At 32.4% G+C, this 16,245-nt stretch carries 13 protein-coding genes and 1 other RNA gene; 8 read left to right on the top strand and 6 right to left on the bottom strand.

Features of this window, described 5'->3' with window-relative positions; translation table 11 throughout:
• Positions 1–110 precede the first annotated feature (110 nt).
• Positions 111–968 carry an HAEPLYID family protein gene (locus IM532_RS09895; protein WP_194183296.1) on the top strand — a complete coding sequence of 286 codons (858 nt, stop codon included), beginning with the start codon at positions 111–113 and terminating at the stop codon, positions 966–968.
• Positions 969–1,057: 89 nt separating this feature from the next.
• Here the strand turns inward: IM532_RS09895 and IM532_RS09890 are convergent, their stop codons facing one another.
• The 4 genes from IM532_RS09890 to ssrA form a co-directional block, all read right to left on the bottom strand.
• Entirely contained in the window at positions 1,058–2,209 is a 1,152-nt protein-coding gene (locus IM532_RS09890; RefSeq protein WP_194183295.1) for an iron-containing alcohol dehydrogenase, read from the bottom strand.
• A gap of 65 nt (positions 2,210–2,274) precedes the next feature.
• The gene (locus tag IM532_RS09885) at positions 2,275–3,150 is read right to left on the bottom strand and encodes a helix-turn-helix domain-containing protein (RefSeq protein ID WP_228063708.1); all 876 of its coding nucleotides are present in this window, start codon (positions 3,148–3,150) and stop codon (positions 2,275–2,277) included.
• A gap of 283 nt (positions 3,151–3,433) precedes the next feature.
• Entirely contained in the window at positions 3,434–3,625 is a 192-nt protein-coding gene (locus tag IM532_RS09880) for a cold-shock protein (protein WP_194183294.1), read from the bottom strand.
• 517 nt (positions 3,626–4,142) lie between these two features.
• Positions 4,143–4,540: a transfer-messenger RNA gene (gene ssrA / locus IM532_RS09875) on the bottom strand.
• A 138-nt stretch (positions 4,541–4,678) separates the two neighbouring features.
• Between ssrA and IM532_RS09870 the strand changes: the two genes are divergently transcribed.
• Both IM532_RS09870 and IM532_RS09865 read left to right on the top strand, forming a co-directional pair.
• Positions 4,679–6,184: an aldehyde dehydrogenase family protein gene (locus IM532_RS09870; protein ID WP_194183293.1), complete on the top strand. Its 1,506-nt coding sequence runs from the start codon at positions 4,679–4,681 to the stop codon at positions 6,182–6,184.
• An 83-nt stretch (positions 6,185–6,267) separates the two neighbouring features.
• Entirely contained in the window at positions 6,268–6,642 is a 375-nt protein-coding gene (locus IM532_RS09865; RefSeq protein ID WP_194183292.1) for a DUF779 domain-containing protein, read from the top strand.
• Between the two features lie 87 nt (positions 6,643–6,729).
• Here IM532_RS09865 and gltX read toward each other — a convergent pair whose 3' ends face one another.
• On the bottom strand, positions 6,730–8,241 hold the full coding sequence (gene gltX / locus IM532_RS09860) for a glutamate--tRNA ligase (RefSeq protein WP_194183291.1): 1,512 nt from the start codon (positions 8,239–8,241) through the stop codon (positions 6,730–6,732).
• Between the two features lie 162 nt (positions 8,242–8,403).
• Here gltX and IM532_RS09855 point away from each other — a divergent pair, with 162 nt between their 5' ends.
• The 4 genes from IM532_RS09855 (at position 8,404) to IM532_RS09840 (ending at position 13,743) form a co-directional block, all read left to right on the top strand.
• On the top strand, positions 8,404–9,270 hold the full coding sequence (locus tag IM532_RS09855; RefSeq protein WP_194183290.1) for an MBL fold metallo-hydrolase: 867 nt from the start codon (positions 8,404–8,406) through the stop codon (positions 9,268–9,270).
• Positions 9,271–9,361: 91 nt separating this feature from the next.
• The gene (gene ricT, locus IM532_RS09850) at positions 9,362–10,963 is read left to right on the top strand and encodes a regulatory iron-sulfur-containing complex subunit RicT (protein WP_228063707.1); all 1,602 of its coding nucleotides are present in this window, start codon (positions 9,362–9,364) and stop codon (positions 10,961–10,963) included.
• Between the two features lie 13 nt (positions 10,964–10,976).
• Positions 10,977–11,411: a gliding motility lipoprotein GldH gene (locus IM532_RS09845; RefSeq protein ID WP_228063706.1), complete on the top strand. Its 435-nt coding sequence runs from the start codon at positions 10,977–10,979 to the stop codon at positions 11,409–11,411.
• A 7-nt stretch (positions 11,412–11,418) separates the two neighbouring features.
• A complete protein-coding gene (locus IM532_RS09840; protein ID WP_194183288.1) occupies positions 11,419–13,743 on the top strand; it encodes a transglycosylase domain-containing protein in 2,325 nt (774 codons plus the stop codon).
• Positions 13,744–13,793: 50 nt separating this feature from the next.
• Here IM532_RS09840 and IM532_RS09835 read toward each other — a convergent pair whose 3' ends face one another.
• Positions 13,794–14,069: a hypothetical protein gene (locus IM532_RS09835; protein ID WP_194183287.1), complete on the bottom strand. Its 276-nt coding sequence runs from the start codon at positions 14,067–14,069 to the stop codon at positions 13,794–13,796.
• 88 nt (positions 14,070–14,157) lie between these two features.
• Between IM532_RS09835 and metG the strand changes: the two genes are divergently transcribed.
• The gene (gene metG / locus IM532_RS09830; RefSeq protein ID WP_194183286.1) at positions 14,158–16,194 is read left to right on the top strand and encodes a methionine--tRNA ligase; all 2,037 of its coding nucleotides are present in this window, start codon (positions 14,158–14,160) and stop codon (positions 16,192–16,194) included.
• Positions 16,195–16,245: the final 51 nt, after the last annotated feature.

Genomic DNA, 16,245 nt, shown 5'->3' with positions numbered 1-16,245 from the left:
AAGCATCAAAAATATATTGACTGTATTTTATATTTTTATTCAAATCAGACTAAAATTCCTAATTCCTTCCTAATTCTACTAATAGCTTTGCAAGCAAATTAGATCAAAAAATGAAAACTCATTTAACACTATTCACAACTATACTACTTTCAGTCTTGTCGTATGCGCAAATACAGAATGACAGCATTGTACCAATAGATTCTGTAACAACTACACCTACTGAGACTAGAATATTACCAGCTAAAGTTAGTCATGCAGAACCATTGTATGTTGACTTAATGCGTGATTTAGGTGCACGAAAAGGTGAAGCTGAAATAAATGTAGGATTTGGTGTTGGAAGTCACAGAAATTATAATGAATATTATGGTTTTGTAGAATATGAATGGGCAGTAGCAGATCGTTTAGGTTTGGAAGTAGAAGTTCCATTTTCTTTTAACAAATCAAATGGAGATACTAAAGTTCCTACAGCTGTTCCTAATAATAAAGTTGAAGGATTAAAATTAGCTACTCAATATACTTTCTTAGTAAATGAAAAAAGAAAAATGTCTTTAGCTGTAGCCTATGTTCATGAATTTGAATTTAATACATTTAAAAGTTTAGGACACCAAGGAAGTGTTTTTACAGGAATGCGTATGAATCCTGTATTTATAGGAGCAAAGAACTTCGGAAACATTAATACAATGTTATATACTGGTCCTGTTATAGAACATAATTATAAAGAACGTGAAGTAGAAGTTGGAGCAACAATTAATGCCAGTATGATGTATGTAATACCAAACTCTAAAAACTTTATTGGTGTTGAAAATAATATGGATATTGACAAAGATGGTTTCCATTATTATGTAAGACCTCAGGTTAGATTAGCTCTTAAACATAATTTACTAATTGGTCTTGTTACAGGTATTCCTTTAACAAAGCATGAGAATAGTAAATTGGATGTGATGACTCGTATTATCTGGGAGCCTTAGTCAGTGCAAACGTTTTAAAATATAAAATAGAAATACCTAGCTAATATTAGCTAGGTATTTTAATATTACAATGATTTAATTATGAATAATTAGTCGTTAAAAACTAATCCATCATAACAAGCATTATAAATATCTTTTAATTCTTGTAAAGTTGGTACACGAGGATTAAAACCTGTACATGGATCTACTAAAGCATTTTGCGTAATGTAATCAATGTTTTTATCCCAATCTTCTCTAGAAATTCCAAATTCTTTTATAGAACTAATGTTATTAACTTCACCTCTTAAAGTCTCGATTGCTTGTGCCAATTCCTCCGCAGTTTCTTTACCAATTACTTTAGCTAAATCTGGGAAACGAGTAGAAACTTTTGCGTTGTAACGAATTACATTTGGTAAAAAGATAGCATTAGACATTCCGTGTGGAATACCGTATAAAGCACCAACTTGGTGAGAAAGTGAATGAACAATTCCTAACCATGCATTATTAAATGCTAATCCAGCCATAAATGATGCATCATGCATATTTTGACGGGCTTTGATATTTGTTGGGTTTTTTACTGCTTCTTTTAAATTATCAAAAACAATCTCTAAACCTCCTTTAGCTAAAACATCTGCGTAGTTATTCTCAATATTAGATACATACGCTTCCACACAATGCGTTAAAGCATCAAGTCCAGTATTAGCTGTAATATGTGCTGGCATAGAAGCACAAACTTCTCCGTCTACAATAGCAATATCTGGTGTTAGTTCGTAAGAAACAATAGGATATTTAACCCCTTTTTCTCTATCTGTAATAACAGCTAAACCTGTAGTCTCAGTCCCTGTCCCACTTGTAGATGGAATAGCAATAAATTTAGCTTTATTTCTTAATGTAGGAACTGTAAAAGGTGTAATCATAGCATCAAAATCAGCTTCTGGGTGTTCGTAGAATACCCACATCATTTTAGCAGCATCAATAGCTGAACATCCTCCAAGACCTACAATCCAATCAGGTTGAAAAGCTAACATTTGTTCTGCTCCTTTAAAACTAGTAGCTGATGATGGATCTTCTTCTACCCCATCAAAAACGATTGTTTCTAATCCTGCTTCTTGCAAAAATGCAATTGCTCTGTCTAATGTTCCACTTTTACGCATAGAACTTCCTCCAGTTACAATAAATGCTTTTTTACCTTTTATATTTTTTAATTCTTCTAAACTTCCAGCGCCATGAAAAACTTCTCCTGCAACAAATAATTTGCTCATTAATATTTAAATTTTGTACCACAAAAATACCTCTGTACTACGTGTTATACATTATACAAATAAGCCTACGTGTTATACATTTGTGCCAATTCTTCTTGTAATTGTGTAGGTGTTTCGTTTAATTTTGCTTTTACAAATTTATTAAGTGCTGCTGGGGAATTAAATCCTAAATCAAATGCAATTTCCTTATGTGTACGGTCTGCAAACATCAACTGTCGTTTTATTTCTATTAAAATTCTATCGTGGATAGTATTAATAGCCGTTTCTCCACAATGTTTTTTGGTGATTGAGTTTAATTTTTTTGAAGTAATATGTAATTGATCGGCATAATATTGCACTGTTCTTTCATGCTTATATTGCTCATTCAACAATTTTTTGAACTGCACGTATAATGGTTGATCGGTAGAGTTTTGACCTAAAATTATATGCTGTCCATGCACAGATTCTATTAATGCTAAAAGAAATGTTTTAATAAAAAATCTGGCCTGTTCTTTTTTTATTAAACTTGGAAAGTTATAAATTTCTTGCACAATATTAATTGTACGCAATCCTTCATCAAATGCATCTTTTCCTAACACCGTACAATTTAATTGAGTAGATAAATTAACATTGTAAACGCTAAGTTCATTTTTTAAAATATCTGAGCAAAATAAAACTTCGTCAAATAGAATGATTTTTCCTAGAAGATTTATAGAAGTGGTTTTAATATAATTTAATTGATTCGGAAATATTACAGCAACTTTACCATTATTCAAAACATAGGTTTTTTCCTCAACTTGTAATTCAATTTTCCCTTCCTCTACGATGAATATACAAAAATGATCATTTTGATGAGGTTTCAAATATGTATTTATTCTTTCCTCAGAAAAATCAAAAACACGAAAAGATAAATTTTCGTCTTCTATTTTTTCTTTATATTGTTTTAATCTGTATTGCAGCATTATTATTCCAATCTAACTTCTTACAAAATTAATACTTTAATATTTGAATATTTCTTATAAAATAGACAAGAATTTACATAATAGAGTAATTATTAGACTATAAAAAATAATGGGAAAATATGGAGATATATGAAGTGATAGATATACTTAATAGGAATAATTGTGTAAAAATTATTCACAAAAAAAAGGCTAAGTTCTTTCAATAAAGACTTAGCCCATGTATGTTGAATTATATTATTTATAACATAGTTAAACTACCTTACAAACTTATAATTAAGAATTATTAGATTCTTTTTACGTTAGTTGCCATCATACCTTTTTGACCTTGCTCAACATTAAAAGAAACTTTATCGTTTTCTCTAATATCATCAATTAAATTAGATGTGTGAACAAAGATTTCATTCCCTGTTGATTGAACTGTAATGAATCCAAAACCTTTAGCTTCATTGAAAAATTTTACTGTACCTTCTTGCATAATAATTACTTTAAAAAAAGGAGAATATTGAAAACTTCAATATAATATCTTAAAGGAACTAACTTTAATAAAAGTTGTTAACTTTATTCTCCTAACTTATTATCATCTTAACGTGTGATAATATCACGTTTAATATTCGAGATTGAAAATCAATTTAGAATTGAGTATATTGAAAAGTAAAAATTAAAGGTAAAATAATACAATAGTCTAAGAAGTGTTTGGCTACTTGCCAAAAATATAAAAAATGGTATGTAAAACGATTTAGTTTGTAACTTATAATATCTTATCTCTGATATCGGTACAAATGTACAACAATAAATTGGATAAATATGAATTTATTAAAAATTATATTAATTTATTTTTAAATCCATAAAATTTGAATACGGATATTTAAAATATGATGCTCCCCACTTTCATTTTACAAATTGCATGAAAAATTAATAATTAGTATATTATGGACACAAAAAAACCCCTATTTCTGTTAAAATAGAGGTTTTTGAAACAAATGTTGTTAAAAAAGTGGAGCTGGCGGGATTCGAACCCGCGTCCAAACAAGCAACACATAAGCTTTCTACATGCTTAGTTTATTCTTAATTTTCGACGATTAACTGAGAACAAACACTCTGTCAACCGCTTATCATCTTAAAATCTCGGAACCCATCCGATGCACTAGGATTCCTATTCTTACTTTCCCGTGTCCCTTAATCAAACGCCGTAAGTCAAGGCTTTTGAGGGACATTCAGCTTCTGTATCTAATACAGACTGGGCAAATTCCTACTTGATTCAGAATTATGCAGCTAAAGCGTACTCTTCGTTGCCAGTTAAAAAGTTGAAGTGCCTGATTAAAGTGAGTACACAACATTTCACTGCATGCTTACTTACACATTGGCCTTGCTGTCAAAACCAGTCAGCCCCATGTAATAAGTTCATCATTTAAGATGGATGACAAACTTACAAATTTAATACCAATGTTAATTAACTTTTTATAAACATATTTTTTAAAGAATAAATATTAATTTAGAAACAAAGTAATCAATTCAACTTTAAACAATTATGGGAAACTTAATAAACTTACCTCAACTAAAAGATAAGTATGATAATTATATCAACGGAAAATTTACGCCACCAGTTAATGGAAATTATTTTGATGTTGTAACACCTTTAACAGGAAAAGTATTTTCAAAAGCTGCTCATTCATCAGAAGAAGACTTAACCCTTGCTGTTGATGCTGCATATGAAGCTTTCCAGACTTGGAGTAAAACTTCTCCAACAGAAAGAAGCATTTTATTAAATAAAATTGCTGATCGTATGGAACAGACCCTTCAAGATATTGCTGCAGTAGAAACTTATGATAATGGGAAACCCGTTCGTGAAACGCTTAATGCTGATATTCCCTTAGCAATTGATCATTTTAGATATTTTGCTTCAGTTATACGTGCTGAAGAGGGTTCGCTAAACGAATTAGATAAAGATACCGTATCTATTATTGTATATGAACCGATGGGAGTCATTGCACAGATTATACCTTGGAATTTCCCAATTTTAATGGCTATATGGAAATTAGCCCCTGCTTTGGCTGCAGGAAATTGTGTCGTTCTTAAACCTGCAGAGTCTACGCCAATTTCTATTCTTTATTTATTCGAAATTATTGGAGATTTATTACCTCCAGGAGTGGTAAATATCGTTAATGGTTTTGGTTCTGAATTAGGTCGACCATTAGTTACTAATCCTAAAATTTCTAAAGCTGCTTTTACTGGATCTACAGCAACTGGACGTTATGTAATGCAATATGCTACAGAAAATATTATTCCTGTTACACTAGAATTAGGAGGAAAATCTCCGAACGTATTCTTTGAATCAGTAATGGATCATGATGATGAGTTCTTGGATAAAGCAATTGAAGGTGCTGTATTGTTCGCCTTAAATCAAGGAGAAATTTGTACTTGTCCTTCTCGTTTGTTAATTCAAGAATCTATAGCTGATAAATTTTTAGAAAGAGTCGTAGAACGTGTAAATGCTATTAAAGCTGGAAATCCATTAGATCCTGAAACTATGATTGGTGCACAAGCTTCACAAATTCAATATGATAAAATATTAAGTTATATCAATTTAGGGAAAGAAGAAGGTGCTGAAGTTTTAACTGGTGGTGGTGCAAATCAATTACAAGGTGAATGCGAATCAGGTTATTACATCAAACCTACTTTATTAAAAGGTCATAATAAGATGCGTGTTTTCCAAGAAGAAATTTTTGGTCCTGTATTGGCTGTTACTACTTTCAAAGATGAAGCAGAAGCAATTGAAATTGCGAATGATACAATTTATGGTTTAGGTGCTGGCGTTTGGACGAGAGATGCTCATCAATTATACCAAGTTCCAAGAGCTATTCAAGCAGGTCGTGTTTGGGTAAATAATTATCATAATTATCCTGCAGGAGCACCATTTGGTGGGTACAAACTATCTGGTATTGGTCGAGAAAATCATAAAATGATGTTAGATCATTACAGACAAGCTAAGAACATGTTAGTATCTTACAATAAGAATAAAATGGGCTTCTTTTAGTCTAAAAAAATAAAGGTTTGATAGCGTATAATATTACGCTATCTTATATAAATGTAGCAGAACCACGAAAAAATATAATTTAAATGATTTCAAGAATTGATGCTACAGAAAAAGCAAAAGATTTAATAGATAAACTTGCAAAACAACACGGTGATTTAATGTTCTATCAAGCAGGAGGATGCTGTGAAGGAACACAACCCCAATGTTTCAAGAAAGATGAGTATTATTTGCGCTATAAAGACGTATGCATAGGAACGATTAATGGCTACGAATTTTGGGTAGATAAAGATCTTTTTGAATATTGGAAACACGCACATTTTGAAATTGATGTGAGTGATGCGATTGGTGCTGGAGGATTTTCGTTAGAAGTTCCGTTAGGAAAAACTTTTAAAATTAACTATCGAATTTTTAGTCCAGATGAATTAGAAAATTTAAAACCCCTAAAATTCAATTTATAATTTTTTCATTATTTATTTTTAGTTTATAAAAAAGCCCTTGAATAGAAATATTCAAGGGCTTTTGTTATTTAAATTAAAAGAGAAATATTAAGCTTCTAATGTTTCAATAATTTTATTGATACGAGCTATCGTTTCATCTTTTCCTAACATTGCCATAATTACTGGGACATCTGGACCTTGTAATGCTCCTACTAAACTTAAACGTAAAGGCATTCCAATTTTACCAAAACCTATTTCTTGTGCTGTTACAAAATTAGCCATTGCATCGTGCAATATTTCAGCATTAAATTCAGTTGAATTTAGAACTTCAATAAATTTCGTTAAGATTTCTTTTGAATCATCTTTCCAAGCTTTTTTTGCAGCTTTTTCATCGTATGATGTTGGTGCTGTATAAAAGAATTTTCCTTGTTCAAAAATATCTTTTACGAAATTTGCTCGCTCTTTTAATAATTCAATTACTTGAATATCTAATGTATTATTTAGTTCAACCCCTTCAGTTTTTAAAACCTCTTGAAAAGCTGGTAATAATTCTTCTGCAGATTTTTGCTGTAAATATTGATTATTAAACCATACGGCTTTATCTGGTGAAAAACGTGCACCTGATTTAGAAACTTTTTCTAAAGAAAATTGTTCAATCAATTCATCCATCGTATAGATTTCTTGATCAGTTCCTGAGCTCCATCCTAATAATGCTAACATATTTAAAACTGCATCGGGGAAATAGCCTTCTTGTTTATATCCTTTTGCAATTCCTTCTTCAGTCTTCCACTCCATTGGGAATACCGGGAAACCGTGTTTATCACCATCACGCTTACTTAATTTTCCCTTACCTTCTGGCTTAAGGATTAATGGTAAGTGAGCGAAACGAGGCGCTTCCCATCCAAATGCATCATATAATAATTCGTGTAAAGCCATAGATGGTAACCACTCTTCACCACGAATAACGTGTGTAATTTCCATTAAATGATCATCCACAATATTTGCTAAGTGGTAAGTTGGCATTCCATCCGATTTAAATAATACCTTATCATCTAAAGTAGATGCATCAATCGAAATTTTACCACGAATCATGTCATCTAATAACACAGTACGTGTATCTTCAATCATAAATCGAACTACGTATGGTGTGTTTGCATCCAACAAAGCTTGCGTTTCCTCTTTAGATAGCGATAATGAGTTTTTTAATTGTCCACGAGTAGACCAATTGTAGATAAATGTTTCTTTATTTTCTTCGGCTTTAGCACGAGCTGTATCTAATTCTTCAGCTGTATCAAATGCATAATATGCTTTTCCGTTCGCTAATAATTCTTCAACGTAACCTTTATAAATTTCTTTACGTTCAGACTGACGGTAAGGTCCTAATTCTCCTCCAAATCCTACTCCTTCGTCTGGAGTTAATCCCAACCATTTTAACGAATCAATAATATATTGTTCAGCAGCCTCTACAAAGCGAGTTTGATCTGTATCCTCAATTCTTAATAAGAATTTACCATTATGATGCTTTGCGAAAAGATAATTGTATAACGCCGTACGTACTCCTCCAATATGTAATGCACCTGTTGGACTCGGCGCAAATCTTACACGAACTTCTTTAGCCATTTGCTTATATATAAATTTTATACAAATTTAAGTCGTTCAATACAATAATGAATGTTTATTTTAAAATATTCTATTTTTTTATCTTCGCTGTATTGGATAATATGATTTTAAATGATTCCATTTAAAAATCATTTCTAAAATAAAACTATTAAAACCACAAAAATGAAATTATACCCAATAGAAACTGGCTATTTTAAACTAGATGGAGGTGCAATGTTTGGAATAGTACCGAAAACAATTTGGAATAAAACAAATCCTGCAGATGCAAACAATTTAATCAACCTAGCGATGCGTTGCTTATTAATTGAAGATGGCGATCGATTGATTTTGATTGATACGGGGATTGGAAATAAACAGAACGAAAAATTCTTTTCTTTTTATTATCTATTTGGAGATGTCACTTTAGACCAATCTTTGGCTAAACATGGCTTTCACAGAGATGATATTACAGATGTATTTTTAACGCATTTACATTTTGATCATTGTGGAGGAGCAATCCAATGGAATAATTCTAAGGAATTCTTAGAACCAGCTTTTAAAAATGCAACATTTTGGTCGAATGAGGGACATTGGAATTGGGCTACTGAACCTAATCCACGCGAAAAAGCTTCATTTTTAAAAGAAAATATTTTACCTATTCAAGATAGCGGGCAGCTTAAAATGTTGTCACTTCCAAAAGAAGGTGAAAATAGAATTATAAATACACCTTTAGGTTTTGACGTAATGTTTGTAGACGGACACACAGAAAAACAAATGCTTCCTATAATTACTTATAAAGGGAAAAAAATAGTCTATATCGCTGATCTTATACCTACTACAGGAAACATTCCTCTTATTTATGTTATAGGATTCGATACAAGACCATTACTTACAGTGGACGAAAAAGGAAAATTTCTTGATGAAGCTATAGAAAATGAATATATCCTCTTTTTTGAGCATGATTTTGAATTTGAACTTGCAACATTAAAGCGTACCGAAAAAGGAATTCGTTTAGCTGAAACCTTCTCATTTACTGAAGTTTTTGGATAAATTGATTGAAGTTCTGCTAACGTAACATAAATCATAAAGCAGAACTTTTTTTTTTTACCTTTGTGTTGTCAATTTAAAAAATAAAGAAGCTATGGGATGTGGATCTTGTGGGACTTCTACTAGTGGCCTTCCGAAAGGATGTAACAATAACGGTGCCTGTGGAACTGGTGCTGATGGATGCGGTAAATTATCCGTTTTCGATTGGTTATCGAACATGAAACTACCAAATGGCCAAGAGCCATTCAATTTCGTTGAAGTTCGATTTAAAAATGATCGAAAATTCTATTATAAAAACGAAAATGGGATCTCTCTTAATGTCGGTGAAATTATCGCTGTAGAGGGAACTCCTGGACATGATATTGGAATTGTTACACTTACCGGAGAACTGGTTAGAATCCAAATGAAAAAGAAAAATCTTTCTTGGGAAGGTGAAGATATAAAAAAGGTATATCGTAAAGCCAACCAAAAAGATGTAGAAACTTGGCAAGAGTTTCGAGAAAAAGAAAAACAAACAATGATTGATGCCCGAATCATGGCTAAAAAGCTTGATTTGGAAATGAAGATTTGTGATGTAGAATACCAAGGTGATGGGGCTAAAGTAACATTTTACTATACCGCAGAAGGACGTGTTGATTTCCGTCAACTTATCAAGGAATACGCGAGTAAATTTAGCGTAAGAATTGAAATGAAACAAATTGGTTTCCGCCAAGAAGCGGCCAAAATTGGAGGAATTGGTTCTTGTGGACGAGAACTTTGCTGTTCAACATGGTTAACAGATTTCCGTTCAGTAAGTACTGCGGCAGCACGCTATCAACAGTTATCAATTAACTCACAAAAGTTAGCTGGACAATGTGGAAAATTAAAATGTTGTTTAAATTATGAACTTGATTCATATTTAGATGCATTAAATCATTTCCCTTCAATCGAAAGCAAATTTGAGACTGAGAAAGGTTTTGCTCAATGTGTGAAAATTGATGTTTTCAAAAAAGAAATGTGGTTTTCATATGAAAGAGGAAGTGTAGTTTGGTACAAATTTCCAATAGAAGATGTACAAGAGTTTTTATTAATGAATAAAAACGGAAAGAAAACTGAACCTTTAGAAGATTTAGCTAAAAATATCATCGAAAATATACCAGATTTTTCAGATGTAATTGAAGAAAATTCTTTAGAACGCTTTGAACGTAAAGAGAAAATCAAACGTAAAAGGGTAAAAGCTAAACCAAAAGCAAATAATAATACAGCTGTTAATGCAGCTAAGCAAACTAACGTTGAAGTTGTAGAGAAAGATAGAAATCCGAATCAACAACCTAAAAAACAGAATCCAAATCAACGCAAAAAGAAAAATCCGAATCAGAATCCAAATGCTAAACCTCAAAACCAAGAGGTTAAAACACAAACGTTGACTGAAGGACAAAATCCATTACCTGCGAAGAAGAAGAATCCGAATCAGCGTAAGAATCCGAATCAACAAAAACCTCAGCAAGGTCAAAACCAAAATGCTGAAGCTAAAAATACCAATCCTGCTGCACTAGCTAAGAAACCTACCGTTCAGAAAAATCAGCCTAATAAAAATGCTGAACCTAAGAACACTGATCAAGCCGGTGATCAAGCTCAAACAGAAGGAACAAAACCTAAAAGCAAAAACAAAAAAAGATTTAATCGTGGACCAAAGCCAGATAATCCGAAACAGTAGTTTTTTTATCATCTTGATATTATTATTCTCATCTTGTGAGTCTAAACATTTTCATCAAGAAACTAAGGATATTAAAGGAAAATGGTTAAGTAACAAACCTTTAGAATATTCTTTTGATGTTAAAGATTCTACTTTAGCTAAGGTTAATCTTGGGTTTGTTTTTAGAAATAATATGGATTACGAATACAGTAATATTTATTTGTTTACAAAATTTACTGATCCTAAAGGAAATGAAATGGTTGATACTTTACAGTATTACATTGCAAATCCTGATGGAACTTGGATTGGCAAAGGAATGAATACAAAAGAAATGTTACTTGTTTTTAGGGAGAATCTACAGGTTAAAGATACTGGTACATATAAATTAAAAGTATGGCACGGTATGAGATCTGATAAACTTATAGGAATAGAAGATATCAGTTTGATTGTTGATCAAACCGCTGATTAATTATAACATGGAGAATAAAAAAAATTCAAAAAAAGTAACTACACCAAGAAAAAATAAGACTTTGTTTAGAAGTGTTATTACTCTTCTTTGGTTAGGATTTTTTGCTGTAATTTTAGGAATTACAGGAACATTTTGGGCTGCTTCTAATGGTTGGCTAGGTGAAATACCTAACGTTCGTGATTTAGAAAATCCTGATATTTATGTTTCATCTGAAATTATATCTTCAGATGGAGTTTTATTAGATCGTTTTGAAACTGAACGACGAACACCTGTAGACTATAAAGATTTACCTCCTCATTTGGTAGATGCTTTACTCGCTAAGGAAGATATTCGTTTCTTTGAACATGCTGGTGTAGATGCAAAAGCAGCAATGCGTGCAGTAACTTCTGCTGGTGAAGCTGGTGGTGGATCAACTATTACCCAACAGTTAGCAAAACAGCTGTACACAAAAGATCCTTCATCTAATGTAATGATGCGTGGTTTTCAAAAAATTAAAGAATGGGTTACTTCTGTACAGTTAGAAAAACTATACACAAAAGAAGAAATCATTGCGATGTATTTTAATAAATTTGACTTCATCTATGGAGCTAAAGGAATTGAATCTGCGGCAAAAGTTTACTTTAATAAAACGACGAAAGATCTTGATGTGCTAGAATCAGCCACGTTAGTATCTATGTTCCAAAATCCAGTTGCTTTTAATCCTTTAAAATACCCTGAAGTCTCTAAGCAAAAAAGAAATTTAGTAATTGACCAAATGGTTAAGTACAATAAAATTTCTAAAGGAGAAGCAGATCAATTAAAGAATATGCCTTTGGTTACTGATAGACAGTATATTTCTCAACAAGATGAAACTTATTCTGCTTATTTTAAAACAGCTCTTAGAAAGGAAATTGAAACTTGGCTTGTGGATTATGAAAAAGAAACAGGTAAAACTTACAACCTTGATAAAGATGGTTTAAAAATTTATGTTACGCTAGATTCTCGTATGCAATTATTAGCTGAAGAGGCTGTTAAAAAGCATTTGAAAGGTACACAAGAAAAATTCTTTGCTGAACAACGCGGAAGAAGTTTAGCACCATTCTATAACGTAACTGCTCAGAAGCGTCAATCTATTTTTGAACAATCTATGCGTAGAACAGATTTGTACAAAAAAATGAAAGAAGAAGGCAAATCTGATGAAGTAATCAGAGATGAATTTAATAAACCTCGAGATTCAGTAAAATTCTTTACATGGGAAGGAATTAAATACATGAAGAATCAATCTTTAATGGATTCTATTGAATATCATAAGCACATTTTACAAGCTGGTTTAATGTCTATGGATCCAAAAGATGGAACAATTAAAGCTTGGGTTGGAGGTATTAATTGGGATTATTTCAAATTTGACCATGTAAAACAAGCACGTCGTCAAGTTGGATCTACATTTAAACCATTTGTGTATGCTACAGCAATTAACCAATTGGGATTAACACCTTGTCATACGATATCTAATGACCGTATTCCTGGTAAATGGTCTCCAAGAAATGCAAATGGACGATATGGAGGATCTCAATCTTTAAGAACAGCTTTAGCTCAATCTACAAACGTTGTAGCAGCTCGTCTAATCATGCAAACTGGTGAAGATGCTGTTATACAAATGTGTCGTGATTTAGGAGTTGAATCTCCAATTACAAAAGATCCTACGATTGCATTAGGTTCTGCTGACTTAACAGTTTATGAAATGGTTGGAGCATTAAGTGCTTTTGCTAATGGTGGAATTTACATCAAACCACAGTTAATTTTAAGAATTGAGGATAAGCAAGGAAAAGTTATTCGTGATTATACACCTACTACACGTGAGGTTGTAAACGAATATGTTGCTTATACCATGATTGATTTAATGAAAGGTGTTTCTGATGGTGGTACAGGTTCATGGATCAGAACAAAATATGGAATTACATCGGAAGTTGCTGGTAAAACAGGTACAACAAATGAAAACTCTGATGGATGGTATATGGGATTAACACCTAACTTAGTTACTGGTGTTTGGGTTGGTGCCGAAGATCGATTTGCTCACTTTGGAGGTACAGCAATGGGACAAGGTGCAGCTACAGCATTACCTATATGGGCATACTACATGCAATCTGTGTATGCAAAAGGAAATACATTTGGTGTCTTAGCAAGTGATAAATTTGAAAAACCTAGCGATATAGATTCTAGATGGGATTGCTCCTCATTAATGGGATTCCATCAATATAATCAAACGCATAATAATGATATTATTGAAGGTACTGGAGAATCTATTAATCAAGATGCTCCCGATAATTCTCAAGAAGAAATTATTGAACAATAATTAATTATAAACATATATAAAAAGGCGAACTAAAATTTAGTTCGCCTTTTTTATTCTTCTTTATTTTCTTTCTCGTTATAATCACGCATCAAATCACGTTTTTGCTGGTCCATTTCCATTTCTTGCTGTAGTTTTTTATTTTTTAAATACTGCTTAATCTTGGTAATTGTAATGTAAATCATTACACCTACTAAAATCACAATTAATATCAATTGTATATTATCTAAAATTGCAAGTATTTTATCATCAATCATAGCTTTCTCGAGCAATTCTTTGTCAATAGACTCTTTAGTTATAATCTCTTCTTCTGTTTGGGTATTTATCATAGGGATAGTTATTCAGTTTTAAATTTATAAAAAACCATCTATCAAACAAAATGCAAATTGTATCTTTGTTGGATAAAGTATAAAGATAATGTGTAAGACAAATAGATATACAATCACGGCTGCGTTACCATACGCAAACGGACCATTACATATCGGGCATATGGCAGGAGTTTATGTACCTTCTGACATCTTTGCGCGTTACTTAAGAAGAAAAGGTAAAGATGTAGCCTTTATCGGTGGATCAGACGAACATGGTATTCCAATTACAATTCGTGCAAAAAATGAAGGAGTTACTCCACAAGATATCGTAGACCGTTACCATGAAAATATCAAATCAACACTAGAAAATTTTGGTGTTACTTTCGATATTTACTCTCGAACAACTTCAGTTAAGCATAAAGAAGTTGCTCAAGATTTCTTCAAAACTTTATACGAAAACGGAAAATTTACTGAAGACGTTACTGAACAATATTACGACGAAGAAGCTAAAGAATTCTTAGCAGATAGATACATCCGTGGTGAATGTCCTAAATGTCAAAATCCTGATGCTTATGGTGATCAATGTGAAAAATGTGGATCAACTTTAAGCCCAGAAGAATTAGTTAATCCTCGTTCTGCTTTATCTGGAAATACGCCAATTCGTAAGGAAACGAAGAACTGGTATTTACCATTAGATCAATACCAAGATTTCTTAAAAGAATGGATTATTGACGGACATAAAAATGATTGGAAATCGAATGTTTACGGACAAGTAAAATCATGGTTAGACGATGGTTTAAAACCTCGTGCAATGACACGTGATTTAAACTGGGGAATTCCAGTTCCAGTAGAAGGTGCCGAAGGAAAAGTAATGTATGTTTGGTTTGATGCACCAATTGGATATATCTCTTTCACTCAAGAATGGGCTGAAAAAAATGGAAAAGATTGGAAAGATTACTGGCAAAATGAAGATACAAAATTAGTGCACTTCATCGGTAAAGACAACATCGTTTTCCACTGTATCATTTTCCCAACGATGATGAAAGCGCATGGAGATTACATTATGCCAGATAATGTACCTGCAAACGAGTTCTTAAACTTAGAAGATGATAAGATTTCAACTTCAAGAAATTGGGCGGTTTGGGCACACGAATATTTACAAGACTTCCCAGGACAAGCCGATACTTTGCGTTATGTATTAGCAGCAAATATGCCTGAAAATAAAGATAATAACTTTACATGGAAAGATTTCCAAACGAAGAATAACTCTGAGTTAGTTGGAATTTTAGGAAACTTCATCAACCGTGTGATGGTTTTATCGCACAAATATTATGAAGGAATTGTTCCTGCAAAAACTGTTGAATTTGAAGAAGTAGCTCAAATCAAAGGATTTGCTACGCGTATTGGTGAACACATCGAGAAATACGAATTCCGTGCAGCTTTAACAGAATATATGAACTTAGCACGTTTAGGAAACCAATTCTTACAAGCACAAGAGCCTTGGAAAAAAGGTGACAATCCTGAAGAAGTAAAAGGAATTATGAATGCGGCGACTCAAATTGCAGTTGCATTAGGTCAGTTAGCTGAGCCATTCTTACCATTTGCTTCAGAGAAGATTTTAAATATGATGAAAGTGGATAAAATCGACTGGAATACGTTAGAATCAACGAATGAATTTGTGGCTGAAGGTCACCAATTAGGAGCTTCTGAATTAATTTTCGCCAAAATCGAAGATGATGCTGTAGAAGCACAAATCAATAAATTACAAGAAAGTAAAACAAAAAATAATATGACGAATCCAAACGCTGAACCTCAAAAAGAATTAATTTCTTTTGATGATTTCCAAAAAATGGATATCCGTATCGGAACAATTTTAGAAGCGAAAAAAGTAGAAAAAGCTGATAAATTATTCGAATTAAAAGTGGATACAGGAATGGACGTTCGTACAATCGTTTCAGGAATTGCAGAACACTTTACATTAGAAGAAGTTGTTGGTAAACAAGCGATGGTTTTAGCAAACTTAGCGCCTCGTAAAATTCGTGGAATCGAATCGCACGGAATGTTATTATTCGCGGATAAAGAAGACGGAAAATTAACATTCGTTAATCCAGAAGCTGAAACGCCAAATGGTGTTCAAGTTGGATAGTTTTCTTTGTAAAAAGTAAAATGTATTAAGTATAAAGCCACTTCTATAAAG

The organism is Faecalibacter rhinopitheci (assembly GCF_015234135.1).
GTDB lineage: Bacteria > Bacteroidota > Bacteroidia > Flavobacteriales > Weeksellaceae > Empedobacter > Empedobacter rhinopitheci.
Note: the sequence above shows the minus strand (reverse complement) of the source record. Positions and strands in the feature narration are given on the sequence as shown.